The sequence below is a fragment of the Paraniabella ginsengisoli genome (assembly GCF_022513635.1).
In the GTDB taxonomy this organism is placed as follows: Bacteria; Bacteroidota; Bacteroidia; order Chitinophagales; family Chitinophagaceae; genus Niabella; species Niabella ginsengisoli.
This window is the reverse complement of the sequence record NZ_JAKWBL010000001.1, coordinates 543,426-562,645: the sequence shown is the minus strand read 5'-3', so window position 1 is coordinate 562,645 and position 19,220 is coordinate 543,426. Positions and strand designations below refer to the sequence as shown.

General features: G+C 38.7%; 20 protein-coding genes and 2 pseudogenes. 7 read left to right on the top strand and 15 right to left on the bottom strand.

Annotated features, from left to right (window positions below):
• Window positions 1-3: 3 nt before the first annotated feature.
• The 11 genes and pseudogenes from MKP09_RS03135 to MKP09_RS03105 all read right to left on the bottom strand — a co-directional run bounded on the left by MKP09_RS03135 (window position 4) and on the right by MKP09_RS03105 (window position 6,554).
• Complete coding sequence (locus MKP09_RS03135; protein ID WP_240826395.1) at window positions 4-258, bottom strand: DUF6364 family protein; 255 nt, start codon at window positions 256-258, stop codon at window positions 4-6.
• 40 nt (window positions 259-298) lie between these two features.
• Window positions 299-1,219 carry a hypothetical protein gene (locus MKP09_RS03130; protein WP_240826394.1) on the bottom strand — a complete coding sequence of 307 codons (921 nt, stop codon included), beginning with the start codon at window positions 1,217-1,219 and terminating at the stop codon, window positions 299-301.
• A 184-nt stretch (window positions 1,220-1,403) separates the two neighbouring features.
• Window positions 1,404-1,511: an S-adenosylmethionine:tRNA ribosyltransferase-isomerase gene (locus tag MKP09_RS25305; protein WP_262915091.1), complete on the bottom strand. Its 108-nt coding sequence runs from the start codon at window positions 1,509-1,511 to the stop codon at window positions 1,404-1,406.
• Between the two features lie 5 nt (window positions 1,512-1,516).
• Window positions 1,517-2,451 (bottom strand): annotated as a pseudogene (gene queA, locus MKP09_RS03125) (tRNA preQ1(34) S-adenosylmethionine ribosyltransferase-isomerase QueA).
• Window positions 2,452-2,805: 354 nt separating this feature from the next.
• Entirely contained in the window at window positions 2,806-3,402 is a 597-nt protein-coding gene (locus MKP09_RS03120; RefSeq protein WP_240826393.1) for a hypothetical protein, read from the bottom strand.
• Window positions 3,403-3,475: 73 nt separating this feature from the next.
• Window positions 3,476-3,844 carry an ATP-binding cassette domain-containing protein gene (locus tag MKP09_RS25300; RefSeq protein ID WP_394801002.1) on the bottom strand — a complete coding sequence of 123 codons (369 nt, stop codon included), beginning with the start codon at window positions 3,842-3,844 and terminating at the stop codon, window positions 3,476-3,478.
• Between the two features lie 77 nt (window positions 3,845-3,921).
• Entirely contained in the window at window positions 3,922-4,890 is a 969-nt protein-coding gene (locus MKP09_RS25295; RefSeq protein WP_262915090.1) for an ATP-binding cassette domain-containing protein, read from the bottom strand.
• 47 nt (window positions 4,891-4,937) lie between these two features.
• The gene (locus MKP09_RS25290; RefSeq protein ID WP_262915089.1) at window positions 4,938-5,189 is read right to left on the bottom strand and encodes an ATP-binding cassette domain-containing protein; all 252 of its coding nucleotides are present in this window, start codon (window positions 5,187-5,189) and stop codon (window positions 4,938-4,940) included.
• Complete coding sequence (locus MKP09_RS03110) at window positions 5,190-5,489, bottom strand: hypothetical protein (RefSeq protein WP_240826392.1); 300 nt, start codon at window positions 5,487-5,489, stop codon at window positions 5,190-5,192.
• A gap of 142 nt (window positions 5,490-5,631) precedes the next feature.
• Complete coding sequence (locus MKP09_RS25285; protein ID WP_262915088.1) at window positions 5,632-5,760, bottom strand: hypothetical protein; 129 nt, start codon at window positions 5,758-5,760, stop codon at window positions 5,632-5,634.
• Window positions 5,761-5,783: 23 nt separating this feature from the next.
• On the bottom strand, window positions 5,784-6,554 hold the full coding sequence (locus tag MKP09_RS03105) for an AMP nucleosidase (RefSeq protein WP_240826391.1): 771 nt from the start codon (window positions 6,552-6,554) through the stop codon (window positions 5,784-5,786).
• Window positions 6,555-6,595: 41 nt separating this feature from the next.
• Between MKP09_RS03105 and MKP09_RS03100 the strand changes: the two genes are divergently transcribed.
• Window positions 6,596-7,000, top strand: coding sequence for a type I restriction enzyme HsdR N-terminal domain-containing protein (locus MKP09_RS03100; RefSeq protein WP_240826390.1), 405 nt, complete (start codon window positions 6,596-6,598; stop codon window positions 6,998-7,000).
• An 11-nt stretch (window positions 7,001-7,011) separates the two neighbouring features.
• Here the strand turns inward: MKP09_RS03100 and MKP09_RS27830 are convergent.
• A pseudogene (locus tag MKP09_RS27830) lies at window positions 7,012-7,845 on the bottom strand (3-hydroxyacyl-CoA dehydrogenase family protein); the annotation flags it as partial.
• Between the two features lie 250 nt (window positions 7,846-8,095).
• Here MKP09_RS27830 and MKP09_RS03085 point away from each other — a divergent pair.
• Together MKP09_RS03085 and MKP09_RS03080 are read left to right on the top strand one after the other, a co-directional pair.
• Entirely contained in the window at window positions 8,096-8,557 is a 462-nt protein-coding gene (locus MKP09_RS03085; protein ID WP_240826389.1) for a ribonuclease domain-containing protein, read from the top strand.
• Window positions 8,554-8,835, top strand: a complete 282-nt coding sequence (locus tag MKP09_RS03080; protein WP_240826388.1) for a barstar family protein — start codon at window positions 8,554-8,556, stop codon at window positions 8,833-8,835. Before MKP09_RS03085 ends, MKP09_RS03080 begins: the two co-directional genes overlap by 4 nt.
• A 332-nt stretch (window positions 8,836-9,167) precedes the next feature.
• On the opposite strand, the gene MKP09_RS03075 is transcribed toward MKP09_RS03080, so the two are convergent.
• From MKP09_RS03075 to MKP09_RS03065, 3 genes are all read right to left on the bottom strand, one after another.
• Complete coding sequence (locus tag MKP09_RS03075) at window positions 9,168-9,605, bottom strand: VOC family protein (protein ID WP_240826387.1); 438 nt, start codon at window positions 9,603-9,605, stop codon at window positions 9,168-9,170.
• 24 nt (window positions 9,606-9,629) lie between these two features.
• On the bottom strand, window positions 9,630-10,823 hold the full coding sequence (locus tag MKP09_RS03070; protein ID WP_240829169.1) for an efflux RND transporter periplasmic adaptor subunit: 1,194 nt from the start codon (window positions 10,821-10,823) through the stop codon (window positions 9,630-9,632).
• 381 nt (window positions 10,824-11,204) lie between these two features.
• A complete protein-coding gene (locus MKP09_RS03065) occupies window positions 11,205-12,521 on the bottom strand; it encodes a TolC family protein (protein WP_240826386.1) in 1,317 nt (438 codons plus the stop codon).
• Between the two features lie 442 nt (window positions 12,522-12,963).
• Between MKP09_RS03065 and MKP09_RS03060 the strand changes: the two genes are divergently transcribed.
• The 4 genes from MKP09_RS03060 (at window position 12,964) to MKP09_RS03045 (ending at window position 18,651) form a co-directional block, all read left to right on the top strand.
• Window positions 12,964-13,848 (top strand): inositol oxygenase, encoded by an 885-nt coding sequence (locus MKP09_RS03060; protein ID WP_240826385.1) that lies wholly within the window; start codon window positions 12,964-12,966, stop codon window positions 13,846-13,848.
• Between the two features lie 91 nt (window positions 13,849-13,939).
• Window positions 13,940-16,951 carry a SusC/RagA family TonB-linked outer membrane protein gene (locus MKP09_RS03055; protein ID WP_240826384.1) on the top strand — a complete coding sequence of 1,004 codons (3,012 nt, stop codon included), beginning with the start codon at window positions 13,940-13,942 and terminating at the stop codon, window positions 16,949-16,951.
• Window positions 16,952-16,963: 12 nt separating this feature from the next.
• Entirely contained in the window at window positions 16,964-17,491 is a 528-nt protein-coding gene (locus MKP09_RS03050; RefSeq protein WP_240826383.1) for a hypothetical protein, read from the top strand.
• Window positions 17,492-17,583: 92 nt separating this feature from the next.
• Window positions 17,584-18,651, top strand: coding sequence for a RagB/SusD family nutrient uptake outer membrane protein (locus MKP09_RS03045; protein WP_240826382.1), 1,068 nt, complete (start codon window positions 17,584-17,586; stop codon window positions 18,649-18,651).
• Window positions 18,652-19,220: the final 569 nt, after the last annotated feature.

The following is a 19,220-nucleotide window of genomic DNA, read 5'->3' as shown; positions in this document are numbered from 1 at the left end:
CGCTTACTTATATTTTTTATCCAAAAAGTCAGTGTATTCTTTTGTCGCTCTTTTATTGTCAATATCAATAGGAATATTTTTACCGGTTGAAATACTTTTTACAAATGGCGAAATTTCAAACTCATCATTTTGTTCGAGCGTTACTAAATGAAGATAATTTTCAATTAATCTTGATAAACTTAGCTTTTTAGTAGCAGCGTATTTTTTCGCACGTTTAATTACAGTTTCTTTTAGTTTTAATGTAAGCTTTGTAACCATAATGTATTATTTTATGTAAATAGCAGTGTTGTTCGCCATTCTATTCTTTCATTTCTATAATGTAAGAGTCCTTTTTAGTTGTTTTTCCATTGGTCAAAGTTCTTGCATACCTAATTCTTTTTGGCCAACCAATTGAAGAAATAAATTTGTACTCGCTGTAATCTTTAATTTCAAAAGTATTCATGATATTTTTTGCTTCCACAATAGCTTTATCACTATCCATTTTCGTTTTTTTTAAAAATCCTTCAAAGAATTTTTGTGTCCCCACTTTATCTATGTCTTGCTTAATAACTAAAGTAAAATAATTTAGTTGAGGGTTTATCTCTGTTACTTTATATGTTTCCTGAGCAGGTAAAGGTTCTCCACCAAAAGGGTTTGGTAATTGAGTGGTTACGCTTACTGCATTTGTTGTGAATAACTGACCATAAGGACGATAAAACATTTGTATTTCCTTGATTAACGCAGATTCTACCATCTCTTTAGAATTGAAAAGTGCTTTAGATTGTTCTACTGCAACTTTTGCGGCACTATCCATTTTTTGAGGTAAAGAAATTTCCATCATTTTAGCATAAGAGTCTCTCACTTCCTGCCAGTTAATCAATTCGATAAACTCACCGGTTTGCGAGGTTTTAAAAATCATTTTCATCCCTTCATAAACAGGAAGCGAATCCGCTAATCCAGGACGTGCTTTTTTAATTTTATCAGGTAGATGGAAAGTCCATTCAACAGTATAATTATTTTTTGTAGAATCAAGAATGTTTGTATGGGCTTCATAGGAAAAACTAAACTCGGATTTGAGCGCGTTCGATTCATAACTTTCTGTATTATGGATAATATAGAAAATCTTCTTCTCACCCTTGCCCCAATTTGCAACATAGTTAGCTGACGAATCTTCGTGTATGTTTTGACTAAAAACAACAGAAGCGATAAGCAATGTAAAAATGGATAAAAAATATTTCATTTTGGTATGATTAAAATTAAAACTTCGTTCCCGTTGGCGTAGGCTCAAGTATACATTTTTCAATGCCCCCAAATGCACCACAGCACAAGAGCGCGACGCAATATCGTTGCCATATATTCTACAGCTCGTCAACAAATAAAAAGGGCCCTCATTGCTGACGGCCCTTTAAAAATATAATTACAGCTTAAAGAATCAATAAAGCATCTCCATAACTAAAGAAGCGGTATTTATCTTTGATCGCTTTTTTATAAGCCTCTACCGCAAGTTCATAGCCAGCGAAAGACGCCGTCATAATCATCAGGCTGGTTTAGGCAAATGAAAATTGGTAACCAGTGAATCGGCGATATTGAAATTGTAGGGAGGATGGATGAAAGTGTTGGTCCAGCCTTCTGAAGGTTTCAACATTTTTTGCGCTGTAAAAGAAGATTCCATGGCGCGCATGGTAGTGGTACCAATGGCGCAAATACGGTTGCCAGTTTCTTTTGCTTTGTTAACAATTTTACAAGCCGCCTCTTCAATATGGAAGTATTCCGCATCCATTTTATGTTTGCTCAGGTCTTCCACTTCAATAGGCCGGAAGGTACCCAACCCTGTGTGCAAAGTGATCTCAGCGAAACGGATACCTTTAATTTCAAGACGCTTAATCAACTCGCGACTGAAATGCAAACCTGCTGTTGGCGCAGCTACCGCACCTTCGTGCTTTGCATATACGGTTTGATAACGCTCTTTATCGTCTTCATCTGGCTTGCGTTTAATATATTTAGGTAAAGGAGTTTCTCCTAAAATTTCAAGCTGTGCACGGAACCCTTCTTCATCGCCTTCCCACAAAAATTTAATGGTGCGGCGCGGCTTGTAGTGTTGTCGATTACTTCGGCAACCAGCTCTTCGTTTTCACCAAAATATAATTTGTTGCCCACGCGGATTTTTCTGGCAGGGTCAACAATAACATCCCAAAGGCGATTCGGTTTGTTTAATTCACGCAGCAAGAACACTTCTATTTTTGCCCCGGTCTTTTCCTTGCGCCCATACATGCGGGCCGGAAACACTTTGGTGTTATTTACTACAAACGCGTCTTTATCATCAAAGTAATCCAGGATGTCGCGAAAATGCTTGTTTTCTATCTCTCCGGTGTGGCGATGCACCACCATCATACGGGCATCTTCTCTTTTTTTAGCCGGATGTTGTGCGATAAGGTTAAGCGGAAGGTCGAATTGAAATTGTGAAAGCTTCATGTAAGATAATTCTTTTCGTTTTTTAGTGATGCAAAATCAATAAAAACAAGTGCGTTGAAGCTGAGGTTGGTGTTAACGTGCCTGAAATGTCAGACATTTTTATCCCGCCGAGCCCCGGTCTTACGGCACCGGTTTTCGATTTTGTGGCTGCAAAGGTAGTGTTTTATGTACATATTCGCTACCTTTTTTTATGGGCTCTCAGCCATCAATATGTCTCAACTTTCGTACCGGCTGTCCGCTATACCTTCGCTTCGCTGCGGTGCCGCTTCCATCCGGCAGCCTCTCGGCGGTTGAATATGACCGGTCAGGCGCAGACATCCGAGAGTTTGAAAACTCGGAGGTCTGCAAAGTCGACTATTTTAAAAGCTCATACTTATCCGGCAGGTTGCTTTCGTATGCTCTAATATAATCGATGAAGGCTTCTTTACAACCAAACCAATCAATCACTTCATTTCGTAACAATAATGTGGTTTTATCCGATAATATCGCCTCATACGCTGAATATAAATATTCCGCAGAACTATTACAAAGGCCATGCCTTACAGGGTTAGTAATAATATATCCAATGATAGAAGTATAATAGCTTTCGTTAATAATTTCTTTTCGTTTAAAGCCTTTCTGAAACAAGCTTCCTGTTCTGTTATACGCTTTGTTAATTGCTTTTGAATATGCATTGAAGAAGTTTGAAAAGTGCTGTTCCTGGTTCGGTTGTGTTAAGACCTTCGAGGTTTTGAAAACCTCGAAGGTCTGTAGTTCACGCATCCGTATAAAAAAATGAAAGTGATTAGGTAAAAGACAATAGCAAAATGTTTCAGCTACGGGTTCAATATATTTATTCCAGAGTTTTAAGAAGTAAATATAATTTTCCGCTTCTTTAAAAATATTTTCTTTGTTATTGCCCCGGTTATAAACATGGTAGTAACACCCTGTTGCAAGTCGTTGTTTTTTCATATAGTTAGGTTAGAAGTTACTAGATTCCGGCTTTAGACCTCCGAGGTTTTGAAAACCTCGGAGGTCTAAAAAACTACACCGCTTTAGGTATTGCTTCAATCAACCTTTTAGTGTATTCAGTTTTTGGGTGCTCATAAATATCATCTGCCTGCCCCATTTCTTCTATTTGTCCTTTGTTCATCACAATAATACGATCGCTGAAATAACGTACCACGCTTAGGTCGTGGCTGATGAAAACGATCGTGAACCCAAATTCTTTTTTAAGATCATTCAATAGGTTAAGCACCTGTGCCTGCACACTTACATCCAGCGCCGAAACTGATTCATCACAAATGATAAAAGAAGGTTGCAAAGCCAACGCGCGCGCAATGACGATGCGCTGCCTTTGACCACCGCTAAACTCATGTGGATAACGGCTATAATGTTCCGGCAGTAAACCCACTTTTTCTAATAGCTCAATAGTTCGTTGCTTTCGGGCACTTGCAGTTTTAATAATACCATGAACTTTTAACGGCTCTTCTATAGCTGCGCCAATTTTTTTCTTGGGTTTAAAGAAGAATAAGGATCCTGGAAAACAATTTGAAGGTGCTGTCTTAGCTCACGCAATTGCGCGGATGTATACAGCAGTAAATTTTTCCCTTTATAAAATATATCACCTTTGGTTGCCGGGATAAGCTGTAGCAAGCTTCTCCCCAAAGTTGTTTTGCCGCAGCCGCTTTCGCCTACAATACCTAATGTTTCGTTTTCATATACTTCAAAGCTTACATCGTTTACTGCTTTTGTAAAGCTAATTGACTGGCCTAGCCAATTCTTTTTATTAGGAAACCAAACAGAAAGGTGTTCTATTTTTACCAATGATTTATTTATGTCGCCAGAGGCGACAGCATAATGGTTCGAGGCGAGGACGCCTCGAACAGCACCAACGCCGTCGGTATTATTACTTAAAAAATCACTCACAACAGGCAAACGGTCGCCACGCTTGTGGTTCACAGGCCGGCAGGCCATCAGCGCTTTTGTATAAGCTTGCTTGGGGTGATGGAACAAGTTTTCGGTTGCGCCTTCTTCTATTATTCCGCCTTTATACATTACAACAGCGCGATCGGCGATCTCCGCCACCACGCCTAAATCGTGCGTAATGAAAATAACACCCATTCCTGTTTCTTGCTGCAATTCTTTTATTAACTCTAAAACATTTTTTTGTACAGTAACATCAAGCGCGGTAGTGGGTTCATCGCAAATAAGCAGCGATGGTTTACAGCACATTGCCATCGCAATCATTACCCGTTGTTTTTGGCCACCGCTAAGCTGATGCGGATAACGATGAAACATCGCATCCGGATCAGGAAGTTTTACTTTTTCAAACCATTGTATGGCTTGTTTTTTAGCTTCCTGTTTGGAGATATTATTATGAATCAGTAAAACTTCGGCTACTTGCTGACCGCAACTAAAAACAGGGTTTAGTGAAGTCATAGGCTCCTGAAAGATCATGGAAATTTTATTGCCACGAATCTGCTGAAGTTCTTTACTGGTGAGCGTTAAAAGACTAATTGAAGTGTTTCCATCTTCACTAAAAAAATGGCTCCATTATCAATAATGGCCGGCGGTGAAGGCAACAGTTGAAGAATTGAAAGTGAGGTAACAGATTTGCCTGACCCACTTTCACCCACAAGCGCTACAATTTCACCTTGGTACACATCAAAAGAAATATGATTGATCGCTTTGTTTACCTGGCTGTTGGTAACAAAACTGATCGAAAGATCTTGTATAGAAATAAGCGGTTGTGGCATTTATTTTTTGATCACCTCCAATACTTTTATGTTTAATTTTTTTGTTGGCGTTGGATAATAAGCCATACATACCATACACCTGTTGGGACGATCGTTCTCTACTTCAAAATAAAATTCATCTCCAACTTTTAATCCTTCGGGAAGATCGCAGGGGTTTTTAACGCCAAATGCATTTGTATAAGTACTGTCGCTTTGTGGATTGGTCCATGTGGCTTCAACAAGAGAAGTATCTTTATTCCCTTCGATCAAGCTAAAAGTATAATTTGAACAGATGCCTGCAATTTCAAAACGTGCTTTCATTTTACTTGTGCTTGTACCGGAAGGGTTTGTTTTAGTTGCACGATATCGTGAAAAATGATATTGTAATTAGTAGTGTTAAGGCTAAAAAATTTTTCATTAATTATAATTTTGAGAGTTTAATGATTTAACGCATGCCATACGGCTAACGCAACAATGATGATTTATATTTTAGTACAACATCGCGATGCTTCGACCAGCTCAGCATAAACTGCCCCGAATGTGATGCCACATAATCGGGACGATAAACCGAGCGTGGCAAAACTGATGCCATATATACTGCTGTTGGGTTCAAAATTAAAATCGAAGATGTCGTATGGTTTGCCTGTTGTTGATGAGTTGCCGTAACGAACCAATACCTATTTTTAAATGGTTTTCCACATAATCTGATGTTACCTTTTTATCGCTTTCTTCGGTTTTTACGCCTTCGGGAATCATGGGCGAATCGCTAACTAATAACAACGCACCAGTGGGGATTTTGTTATAAAAACCAACGCTGAAAATAGTAGCAGTTTCCATATCAATTGCGTAGGCACGAATCTTTTTCAGGTATTCTTTAAAGGGTTCATCGTGCTCCCAAACCCTTCTGTTGGTGGTGTAAACGGTACCGGTCCAGTAATCTGTTTTAGCTTCGCGAATAGTTGTGCTAACTGCTTTTTGTAGTGCAAACGCAGGTAACGCGGGAACTTCTGGCGGAAAATAATCACCAGAGGTTCCTTCGCCGCGAATGGCAGCAATAGGAAGTATTAGATCACCGACTTTATTGCGTTTTTTGAGTCCGCCACATTTTCCTAAAAACAAAACTGCGTCTGGCTTTATCGCTGTGAGTAAATCCATAACTGTAGCCGCTGTTGGGCTCCCCATTCCAAAATTTATAATTGTAATATCTTCTGCGGTAGCGCATTGCATTGGTTTCCCTTCACCGATAACATCTACTTTATTCCATTCAGCAAACATTTTTACATAGTTACTGAAATTAGTAAGCAGGATATATTTTCCAAAATTTTTAAGATCTTCTCCGGTATAACGTGGAAGCCAGTTTTCTACAATGTCCTGTTTTGTTTTCATATAAATTACTTTAGCTAAATTAAACTTTTATTTTTGGACTAATGATTTCAATAGAATATCCTAAGCCGGATTTTAAAATAGAGCTCAGAAATAACCAGCCCCATATTTTTGATGCGATACGCCGGAAGTGGTTATTGCTTCAGGATGAAGAATGGGTGCGGCAGAATTTTGTGCAATATCTGTTGCAGGTAATGAAATATCCTAAATCTTTAATTGCGCTGGAAAAAGAGATTTACTTAGGCGATCTTAAAAAGCGTTTTGATATACTGGTTTATGATCATGATCATAAACCCTGGATGTTAGTTGAGTGCAAAGGAGACAAGATATCAGTTGGAGAAAGTGTATTGCATCAAATACTTAGATACAACATTTCAATGCCAGCAGAGTATTTAATTCTTACCAATGGTAATCATAATTATGGCTGGCAAAAAAGGATGGACAGTTAATAGAAATTGATTCACTTCCTGAATTTGTTGCTTATCACTAACTCCTTACTGCCTGAAGTATAAGTATAAAATCCCTCACCTGATTTTACACCCAGATTTCCTGCTATAACCATGTTCACCAACAAAGGGCAAGGTGCATATTTGGGATTGCCAAAGCCATTATATAACACCTGCAAAATTGAAAGACAAACATCCAGTCCAATAAAATCCGCCAACTGCAAAGGCCCCATTGGGTGCGCCATTCCCAGTTTCATGATGGCATCAATAGCTTCAACATCGGCCACGCCTTCATGTAAAGTATAAATAGCTTCGTTAATCATTGGCATTAAAATTCTGTTGGCTACAAAGCCTGGGTAATCATTGGCAAGTGCAGGTGTTTTGCCAAGTTGTTTTGCTAGTTCGACAATAGTCCCTGTAACATAATTGTCGGTTGTGTATCCGTTAATGATTTCAACCAGCTTCATTACTGGCACTGGGTTCATAAAATGCATGCCAATAACCTGTTGGGGACGTTTCGTTGCAGCAGCAATTTTCGTGATTGAAATGGAAGAAGTATTACTCGCCAGAATGCAGTCCTGTGGCGCAAATTCGTCAATCTGTTTAAAAATATTCAGCTTGAGTGTTTCGCTTTCAGAAGCTGCTTCTATAACTAATTGTGCGCTTGCAACGCCTTTCTCAATCTGGGTTTCAGTGGTTATGTTATTTAAATAATCTTTTTCTGATTTTCGTTGATCAATTCTTTTGCAATTTGTCTATCCAGGTTTTTTGAAATAGTGCTAATCGCTTTTTCCAGTTGCGCAGCAGAAATATCTATTAGTATAACATTGAAATGATGTTGCGCAAATACATGTGCTATACCATTGCCCATTGTGCCTGCACCAATAACAGATATATTTTTTATCATAACAAGAGTTTATGCATTGGTAAGATAATAAAAAAGTAAGAGGAAAATAGTGTCTCACAGAATGTACGGAAATACACAGAATAATCAGGCACTTGCTTATGTTTTTATTTCTGTGTCAGTCTGCGTTTTCTGTGAGAACCAAAATGTAGCATACAGTTGCTTTTGCTGATCTATTATTTACCTAAGTTTGTATGATGATGATAAATAACAAACGCATTGGTATTATTGTACTGATATTGCTAATTGTTGGTGGTGTTATTTTCTTTAGTAATAAGAATGGTGCCGCTGATAATGCCTTTGCAGCAGATACAGTAACAATGCGTATTGATGAACTTACAAGCGCGAAAGTTGTAGTTCCTTATGTGAAGAAAAACCATAAATTGCCCGATTATTATATAAAGAAAGGCGAAGCAAGGAGGCAGGGCTGGATTGCATCTGAACGCAATTTGTGCGATGTACTTCCTGGAAAGGCAATTGGTGGAGATGTATTTTCTAATCGAGAAGGAAATTTGCCAAAATCGGATGGAAGAAAATGGTTTGAAGCAGATCTGAATTATAACTGTGGCAGGCGCAATGCAGACCGGCTCTTATTTTCCAGCGATGGATTAATTTATGTTACATACGATCATTATAAAACATTTCAGCAAAAATGAATAAGGCAATATTTGATTTTGAGCGCATCGGAACAATGGACGATTTTTATATTGTTGCAAAACGGCAATTAAATTTGCCTGAACATTTTGGTAAAAATCTGGATGCTTTATGGGATTCTCTTACTGGCGATATTGAGCTGCCGCTTGCTGTTCGATTTGAAAATATGTCAATGTCGCAATTAGAGATTTTTGATAAGCTGATACAACTGTTTGAAGAAGCATCTGGTGAACTTGGCGAAGCATTTTCGTTTGAATATTATTTGAGGAAAGCTGTCTGAACCTGGATTTATTGGATTAGCAGATTTATATATCAACCATTCAACAGTTGTTACCATAGCAATCGTGACAAAACACATAGGCATATAGAATGTTATGCTAAAAGGAGACATAAAAACACATAATCGTTTTATCGCGTGGATACTATGTTCCGCCTTCGGCGGATTCTATACATCCTTATAAAGGGATAAAACTACATGCCTATGTGGTTAAGTTTTTTCACCGCCGTTGCATAATCTAAATGCATGATAAATTAAAAATTCATCTCCACCTAATCACAAAAATCAAATAAATCATGGTTCAAATATTCTTCAAAACCCTTGCTGGTCATCATTTATTTCCAACCAATATCCGTCGGGATCCTGTATCCATAGTTGTTTGATGCCGTCTGGTCTTGACGTAATAGCGCCTTTTTTCCTGCCGCATCTTCCCATTCTATTTTTTTCTCTTTTAAGATTTTAATAAATGCATCCAAAGAGGGAACACTAAAACAGATATGATGGTTTTTGTAATATTCTTTTTTAGCTTCAGCACCTTTTATCAAATGCAATGAAGTGTGTGGCCCCGTTTTCAACCAAATATGTTTGCCGATTTTAAAAGGTTCATCAATTTGCTCAAGCCCGATGATGTTCTTATAGAAATCACCGGCTTTTTGTAAATCTACCACATATAAAGCCTGATGATTGAGCACAGCCTTGGGCTTGATATTATCTTGAGCGCTTACTGACAGACATACAGAAAAACAGATAAGTAAAAGAACACTTCTTAACATGTTGAAATTATTTTAAAAGTGGAGTTATTTAGTTTTGAAAAGTTCATCTTTGGATACGACCTTAACCTTATCGCCATCTTTTAAAGTTTGACTTACCACACTATATGGACCTGTTACGATCATATCGCCTGCTTTGATACCGTTGGTTACTTCAATGTAATTAATATCCTGGATACCAGTTTTCACGACCCGTTTTTTCACGATACCGTCTTTCATTACCATAAATACAATTTCTTCCATATCGTCGCCACCCTGATCTTCGGCAGCGTCGGAAGTATTCGCTTTTTCATTTTCCTTTTTAGAGTCGGCCATACTCTTATCGCTACCTTTTACACGCGCATTTACTGAAGCAATAGGAACAGAAATTACATTATCTTTTTGCCTGGTTTTGATGTCGGCCCGCGCATTCATTCCTGGTCTAAACGGCATTTTTCTATTAGTGATCAAATCCTGATAAGAAGATTTGTCAAGTCGTATACGCACTTCGTAATTGGTTACTTCCGTACTCACTGAGGCAGCCGTTCCCAAATCGGATTTTACGCTGCTGGCAATCTTAGTCACAACACCTTTAAATTTTCTTTCATTGTAGGCATCCACTTCAACATCTGCAATATCTCCAATACTTACTTTTACAATGTCATTTTCGCCCACGTCTACGCGAACCTCAATTGTATTCATATCGGCTATCGTCATCATCTCAGTTCCGGCCATTTGTGCGGTCCCAACAACGCGTTCTCCTTTTTCTATTTTTAAAGAAGAAACAACGCCGTTCATTGGTGCTACAATTGTAGCCCTGCTGAGTGTAATATTCGCTGAGGTTAACCCCGTTTGAGAAGATTGAACACCAGCTTGCAAGCTGCGGATATTCTGAAGCGCAGCATCATAGTTAGCTTTTGCTGAAGAAAGGCTGGCTTCAAATTGTTCAAATTCCGCCTTTGATATCACCTTATCATTATAAAGCATTTTATTCCTGTCATACTGTTGTTGTGCCTGATCGAGTGAAGCTTTTAAAGCACCCAAAGCTGCTTTGTTGTTGGCTACTGTTGCCTGCGATTGTCCAACTCTTGCTGCCGCCTCATCTCTTTGCAAAGCGTAAACATCAGCATACACACGGGCCAACACCTGGCCTTTTGTAACGCTATCACCCTCTGCTACTGTTAAGTCCGTTACCTCCCCACTTATATCTGGGCTTATTTTCACTTCATACTCCGGATAGATTTGGCCGCTTGCAGTTACCGTTTCAGTTATAGATCGTGTGGCCGCTTTTTCTGCTGTAACCTGTATGCCCCCTTCCCTTTATTCATGTTCACTACAACAAGGAACACAGCAGCGAGAACCGCGCCTCCGATAATTAATATTTTTTGCCAACGTTTGCTCATCCTTAATTATTTCTGATTTGATATTTTAGTTTAGTCCATTGTTCATAGTCTTCTTGCCACTTACTAATTTCTTACTGCTAATGTACCATTCATTATTCATCATTCATGACTCACAACTTCAACCCCTGCCCTTTGTAGAACTCAAGTAATTTCATTTTAAAAACAAAATCATATTGAGCAGATAACAGGTTTATTTTAGCCCTGAATAAATTATTTTGATTTAAGATAAGGTCGATTGGTTGCAGCAAACCAACATCAAATCTTTTTTGGCAAAGTCGTATGCTTTTTGTGCAGAGGCTACCGCTATTTTAGTTGCGTTATATTTTTGTACTGCCGCTATTGCATTAGTATGTGCCTGGTAAATATCCTGCTTTAATGTGCGCGTATCCTGCTCTTTTAACAATTGTTGGTTCTCCACATCCAGCTTGGCTTTCTGCCAGTTGGTTCGCGCTACACCTCCATTAAAAATTGGGATATTAACGCCTACACCAACGTTTTGACTAAAGTTATTACTTAATTGCCGGAAATAAGTGTTTTTATCGAACCCAAGTGGTTGTGTTATTGGCGAAGTTACAGGATAAGCCACCCCATTAACATCAACTGTTCCAACCGGAACATTAATTGTCTGAAAACTATTAGGTATGGTTCTTTGCGCGTTTGAATAACGTGAATTCAATCCACCAAAAAATGAAAAGGAAGGATACAAACCTGCTTTAGCTACAGCTACATTTTTCTCACTTGCTTTTAAAGTGAGATTATTTATTTTTTGCTGAGGAAGGTTTTCCAATGCTGATTGATACACAATAACAGGATCTAAATCTGCCAGAGCCTCTACAGGTATAGCTTCTACTGGCGGTACTTCTATATCAAAAGGTGCATCTGCTTCCAGGTTGATCAATGCTTTAAGCTGCAAAAGTGATAAAGTATAATTGGTTTGCGCCGTGAGCAAATTAGAACTATCAGTTGCATATTGCGTTTCAGCTTCAGCCTCGTTCAGTTCTGGCAAGGCACCCGCTTCAACTTGCTTTTTTATGTTATCAAATTGTTCGCGGCTCTGTGCTACCTGTACTTTATTTACATTAATCTGCTCTCTGTTTAAAAGTGCCGCCAAATAAGCATTAGCGACGTTAAGGGCCACATCATTTTTTGCCTTCTCAAGCCTGGCAACGCTAGCCTGAGCCAGGTAATCATTTGCTTTGATCGTATTCTTTTTACTAAACCAATTAAACAGATCAAGTCCTACATCCAATCCATGATTGGAAAATAATATTTGGTTTGTAGTAAACTGATTAGAGGTAGGATCAATTGAACGTCCAAACTGAAAACCGGCACTGTGTTGGCTATTAATCCTGGGATATAAGGCTAATATACTTTGATCGTGCGTTAGCTTATCAAAACGCGCCTGCACATCTGCTTGTTTTACAGAAATGTTATTAGCAAGTGCATAATCAACACATCGCTTCAGATCCCATTTTTCCTGAGCAAATGCCGGGTTAAATACAAGAGCCAGTAATAACAAACAAATAAGACACCTCATAAGATACAAGCTAAATAAATGATTGGATAAAAATACGATAGAATGAAGATAAATTGCCTTTTCGTTTTTGACGACAATTTTTAATAAAAAAAATGATGTTTATGTTGAATTACTAACTTTTGTAATTGGAATATTTTTTAAGTGTTGAGTTTATTATTTCAGGTAACGAATTAATAACTATCCTGCAAAGCGTTTGAATGCGGATACAACTAATTCAGCTCACGCATAAATTCTTTTATATTGGCGCTCTTCATGCCCAACAAAAAAACTTTAAATAGATAAAATTTATCTTTTTAAATTAAGCTAACGCTTCTTTACAGCAGGCAGCAGCGAAAACGGTTTCGTAAATAAAATTAGGAGTTTCTCTATCCTACGCATCAAAAATTTATACTTTCGGGTTGTAATACGATTGCACACAAACAAAAACCTTGGAGCCATGGCCATGAATGAAAAAGTATTCACACCAAAAGAAGTAAATCCTTTGAACAGCCTTGATGAATGGGAAGATGCTGTATTAGAGCGTTATCCCGATCCTGATAGTATTGCATCGTCAAAAGCGACAGAAGAATATCGAAACTACGATGATCCAGCCAGAGATACTGTTAAAGAATTTTATCGGCTTAATCATACCTATCAAACCTACGATTTTGTACAGGAAAAGCGTAACAACTATCTGAAATTTGATAAGAGGGAAATGCCAATTTGGAGCGCTTTTGATTTTCTAAATCAATTGGTGGATGATTCTGATCCGGATACAGATCTGGACCAGTTTCAACATCTGTTACAGACCTCGGAAGCCATCCGGCGCGATGGACATCCCGACTGGATGGTTTTAACAGGATTGATGCATGACATGGGAAAGGTGTTATGTCTTTTTGGTGAACCACAGTGGGCAGTAGTGGGTGACACGTTTCCTGTAGGGTGCGCCTATTCAGATAAAATTGTGTATCCAGAATTTTTTAAACATAATCCTGATTACGCCAACCCGGAATATCAAACAAAAACCGGGATATATAAACAAGGGTGCGGCCTGCGAAATGTACACATGTCTTGGGGGCATGACGAATATATATACCAGATGTTGAAAGACTATTTACCTGAAAGTGGCCTGTATATGTTGCGCTATCATTCTTTTTACGCCTGGCATCGCGAAGGGGAATATCAATATTTGCTTGATGATCATGACAGGGAAATGCTGAAATGGGTCAAACTTTTTAATCCTTACGATCTATATTCAAAAAACCCCGAACCACCTGATTGGAATAAATTAAAGCCTTATTACCAGGAACTTGTTGCGAGATATTTACCTGTTACTTTAAAATTTTGATGATGGTATTTTCAGTTTAATAATTTCTTAATGGCGCTCCTTGCGGGCAAACATTTTTGAACATCTACATTTACAACCAAACTATTATGCTATGAACAAAACCTTGTTTTTAAAGGGGAAGGCAAAGCTATACCCCTTATTCATTATTTTCATCACTAGCTTCTTATGTACAAAAGCTATTGCAAAAGAAAGTTTTTCGTTTATTGAAGAACGTTTGATAACCGGAATAGTTTTAGACGCCAGCACCAAGGAGCCTCTCGAAGGAGCTACAATAAGCTTAAAGAAAGGAAGTACAAATACCATTTCTGATAAAGCAGGAAAGTTTTCGATTTCAGTTCTTGCTGAGGATGGCATTTTAGTTATAAGCCATGTTGCTTACGCAACACAGGAAGTAATTATAACTAGTACTACTTCAAATATTGAAGTATTATTGGAACCGGCTTCATCGGAGATGGGTGAAGTTGTTGTAGTAGGTTACGGAACTCAAAAACAGAAAGACGTTACGGGGGCTGTAACAACGCTTAAAAGCAGCGAATTTAATAAAGGCATTATTAATTCACCACAGCAACTGTTACAGGGAAAAGTATCTGGCGTCAACGTTACTTCTGCCACAGGCGAACCAGGAGGTGCGCTCAAGATCACTATCAGGGGACCAGGTAGTGTGCGCAGCGGAAGTAGTCCTTTATTTGTAATAGACGGTTTGCCGCTGGATAATGCAAGTACAGGCGGAGGCGACCCACTTAATGCCATAAATCCTGATGATATAGAGTCGTTTGATGTGTTGAAGGATGCATCAGCTACGGCTATTTATGGTTCCCGCGGTGCCAACGGGGTTGTTATAATAACGACTAAAAAAGGAAAAGCAGGTACGTCAATTTTAACGCTTAATGCAGGCCTTGGGGTATCAAAACTCGCAAACAAAATACCCGTTTTTACAGCCGATGAATTTCGCAGGGAAGTGCCGCGCGCAGGCGGAACTTTAGATGATAAAGGCGGCAACACAGATTGGCAGGATTTGGTAACCAGAACAGCGCTAACTCAGAATTATAATTTAACCCTGAGCGGTGGGTCTAAACAATTGGTTTATTATGCATCTTTTGGAGCGCAACGCCAGGAAGGTATTATACAAAACAATTCATTGGACAGATATACCGGCCGTTTTAATGCTACGCAAAAGTTATTAGACGACCGGTTGGTTGTAGAAGCTAATCTTAGCTTTGCCAATACAAAAAATGTTCGCCCACCTATTACAAGTATTATAGGCGAAGCTCTGGGCAATAATCCTACTTATCCTGCCTATGATGAAAATGGAAATCCTGCAGTGTATCAAAATGTCTTGAATAATCCGTTGATCTATTTTGATCTTGATAAAGAAGTAGGCACCATTAACAGAGTCATTGCCAGTATTTCTCCTTCTTTAACAATCATAAAAGGATTAGTTTATAAACTTAATTTTGGAGTTGACAATTCTAATGGTGTGCGCGACGTGCAGGCGTTGGGGAGCACTTCTCCTCCAAGAGATGGCAGGTATGAAAACTATCAGACTCACAACAGAAATACCCTGATCGAAAATTATCTAACTTATTCGAGAACCATCTCATCTCATACTTTTTCGGCTCTTGCAGGATACTCTTATCAGAAATTTTTTATTCAGGAAAAGAACTTTAGCATCAATAAAATTCCTATTGGTGGCGTGGAGCCAATTTATAACCCGGGAGTAGGAACAGAACTAACACTCGCAAACAACAGGCCTGGTGGAAAGGCCACGATCAATGAGCAGCAGTCCTTATTCGGAAGGGTAACTTATCAGTATGACAGCAGATACCTGGCTACTGTTAATTTCAGGGCTGATGGGTCAACCAAGTTTGGAGAAAACAATAAGTATGGTTATTTCCCATCCTTTTCATTAGGGTGGCGCATTTCGGAAGAAGCGTTTTTGAAAAATTCGTCAATTGTAAATAGCTTAAAATTGCGTGCTGGATGGGGCAGAACCGGCAACCAGGAAATAGAGCCGAAAATCACACAGGCTTTGTTTATATCAACAAGCGGAAGCTATCCACTTTACTCATCAGGCCCCTATCCGGTAAGTTATTCCTACGCAAGGTTTGCTAACCCTGATCTGCAATGGGAAGTATCGGAGCAAACAGATTTGGGGTTAGATTTCGGATTTCTAAACGGCGATCTGTCCGGAACTATAGATTATTTTAATAAAAAGTCTACTAATATTTTATTACAGGTTACGCCGGCTGATCCTGTTCAACCGGCCCTATATGTTTGGACCAACGAGAAAGATATGATTATCTCCAATAAAGGAATCGAATTGGATCTAAATTACCGTAAAAGAATAAATGAACATTTAGGTTTTGGGATTGGAGGTAATATAAGTTTTATTAAAAATGTTGTAAAAAATTCACCGTATACCATTATCCCGTCAGGTTCGGCGCAAGGTTCCGGCCTTACTTCTGCTACCATCAATGGTTATATTAACGGCCAGCCAATTGGCACTTTTTTCCTTCCACAATTTATAGGTATCGGTGCAGATAGCCTGAATAATTATTTGGATGCTGACGGGAACGGATCTTTCTCGAACGATAAAGACAGGGTTGTTTTAGGAACCGGTTTACCCTCACGCCTGTATAGCTTTTATGGAAATTTTAATTTCAAAGGCCTTGATTTGGCAGTAAATTTTAATGGCGTTTCCGGTAACAAAATTTATGACAATACGGCAAACAGTATTTTTTATAAAGCCAAAATTGCAAAAAATACGAATACTACGGCCGAAGCTACAAAATATCCAAACGAATCAAATAGCAATACCGCCCCAGTTAGTTCCCGGTTTTTAAAGAACGGCTCATATCTGCGCCTGAACAACGTTTCATTAGGTTATAATTTAAAAACGCAAAGTATGAGCTTTTTAAAATGGGCATCTTCCGTTCGGGTGTCAGTAACTGGCCAGAATCTCTTTGTGTTCACGGACTATGATGGTTATGATCCTGAGGTAAATATTGACAGGAATATTGAGAGCGCAGTATCTTATGGAATTGATTATTTAAGTTACCCTAAAGCACGCTCTGTAATCTTTGGTCTCAATGTGTCATTCTAAAAAACGATCAACATGAAAACAATTTATATATATATATTATTTACTGGCATTATAATAATATCAGGCTGTACAAAGCTTAATGAAGAGATATTGGACGAATCTTCTGTAACCGGGCTTACCGATAAACAACTTGCGGAAGGAACTCTTGCTCCTGTATATACAGCACTGCCTACCATTTTTCAGCATACCAATTACTTTGCTTTGCAGGAAATTTCTACTGATGAAGCCATCCTCCCTTATCGTGGTGGTACCGATTGGGGAGATAATGGCATTTATTTATCCTTACATAAGCATGAAACTACTAGTGGCGACCCTAACGTAAGAAATACCTGGAACAATATAGTGATAGGCCTGTCACGGTCGATAACAGCCATCACCACTTTAGCAACCAACACAGACCCTAACGCCAAAACATTCCTGGCTGAAGCAAGAGGGATGCGGGCCTATTATTCGATGCTCACGCTTGATCTTTTTGGACTGATATTTATAAAAGAAGATCCTAGAGACATATCAAAAGTAGTAAGGGGGCTGAGGCTGTAGAATATATCAAATCAGAACTGCTTGCTATTGAACCCCAACTCGATAATACCACGGGGCCAGGCCGAATTACTAAAGCTGCCGTTTGGGGATTATTGGCAAGATTACATCTGGGTGCTGCTGTATATAGCAATATTTATAGCACAAGTTTCAATTTTAAAAACGAGGATATGGATAAAGTAATTGAGTATTGCGATAAGATTATCAACTCGGGGCAGTATGCGTTAGCTAGTGAGTATTTCTCCATTTTTGATGACAACAACCATACAAATAAAGAATTGATTTTTGCAGTAGATCAGCGTGCCGATTTAAATGGTCACAACCGCATGGCTTATTTTTCACTTTCGGGAGATCAATTTCCGCTTCCCGCTTATACAGCAGCTAACGGAACTGATGGGCCGGCTATCACTCCTGATTTTTACCAAAGCTGGAAAAATGCATATACACCTGCGGATCCCGCTACAAAAGATCCCAGGTTTTATAAAGAGAATCTTTCCATATACAGCAACCCTGCGGATTCCTGTGTAGATGCTGCTTCCTTTAATATTAACCGGGGCATTTTAAGAGGCCAACAATACGGCCTTACAAAAGATGCATCGGGGGCTTTTAGAAAATGCTCCGACGGTAAGATGAAGGTTAGTCCTTTGTTCAATGCAACACGTAGCAAGCCTAATCTTCCTGTAAATTTCACCGAATTTATCGACTTTTCCGTAGCAGGCAGTGATTATAATACAGGTTATAGGGTGGAAAAATATGAGTTCAGCAGGGGATCGGTAAGCGGAAGAAATTTTGGCGAACATGATATTGTAATTCTTCGCTTAGCCGATGTATATTTAATGAGAGCTGAGGCTAAACTTAGAAAAGGAGGAGGCGAAGCAGCTGCGCTGGCTGATGTAAATGCTATAAGGGCTGCACGCACAGCACGTATAGCCCCACCTGCATTAATGACTATGAATCTTGATCTTTTATTTCGTGAAAGAGGATTTGAATTGTATTGGGAGCATTTGCGCCGTACCGATATGATTCGTTTTGGAAAATATGAAGGTGCATGGACTGAGAAAACAAACAACGATACCAGAAAAAGAGTATTCCCAATTCCACAAACTGCTATTGACGGCGCCTCAAGCCTTGAAGGTTACCTGGTGCAAAATGATGGATATTAGCAAAACCGTGTACTCACAATATAGGCTGTGATATTGACTCACAGCCTATATTATTATAGTGTCTGTATCATTAATATTACAAAATTGTAATAAAATTCTTTTTGTAGCATAAGTTCATATACACGGCGATTTGCGAACCGTGCATGATAATTCGTCAATTTTCAGGTTGCTGTAATCTTTAAAGTATATTATATACCCGTTCGGGTAAACACTTAATAAGAAATAGAAAATTTTACCATATACAAAATCAAATGCGATAATTCTACTTAATCAATTCTTAAGCGTCTATCCTATTCCAATGTAATTAATACTGATTGCAAAGGTCAGCACCCCTCTTTTCTACGCTCATAACATAAAAAAATTTAGGAGTTGCGTTTGGGGCAGAGGGCGGCAGTGTTTTGGCTCTTTTAAGGTTTAATGGTAGTTTTGTACTGGTTATATTAAATAGGTGTGGTCGAGGTTAGCAACGGTCCTGTCAGATGATCAGATTCTGACAATATAAAATTAAAGGGACTTTAACATAATATCAACCCGAAATTCATATAATTGTATCAGTTTTTTATATAATT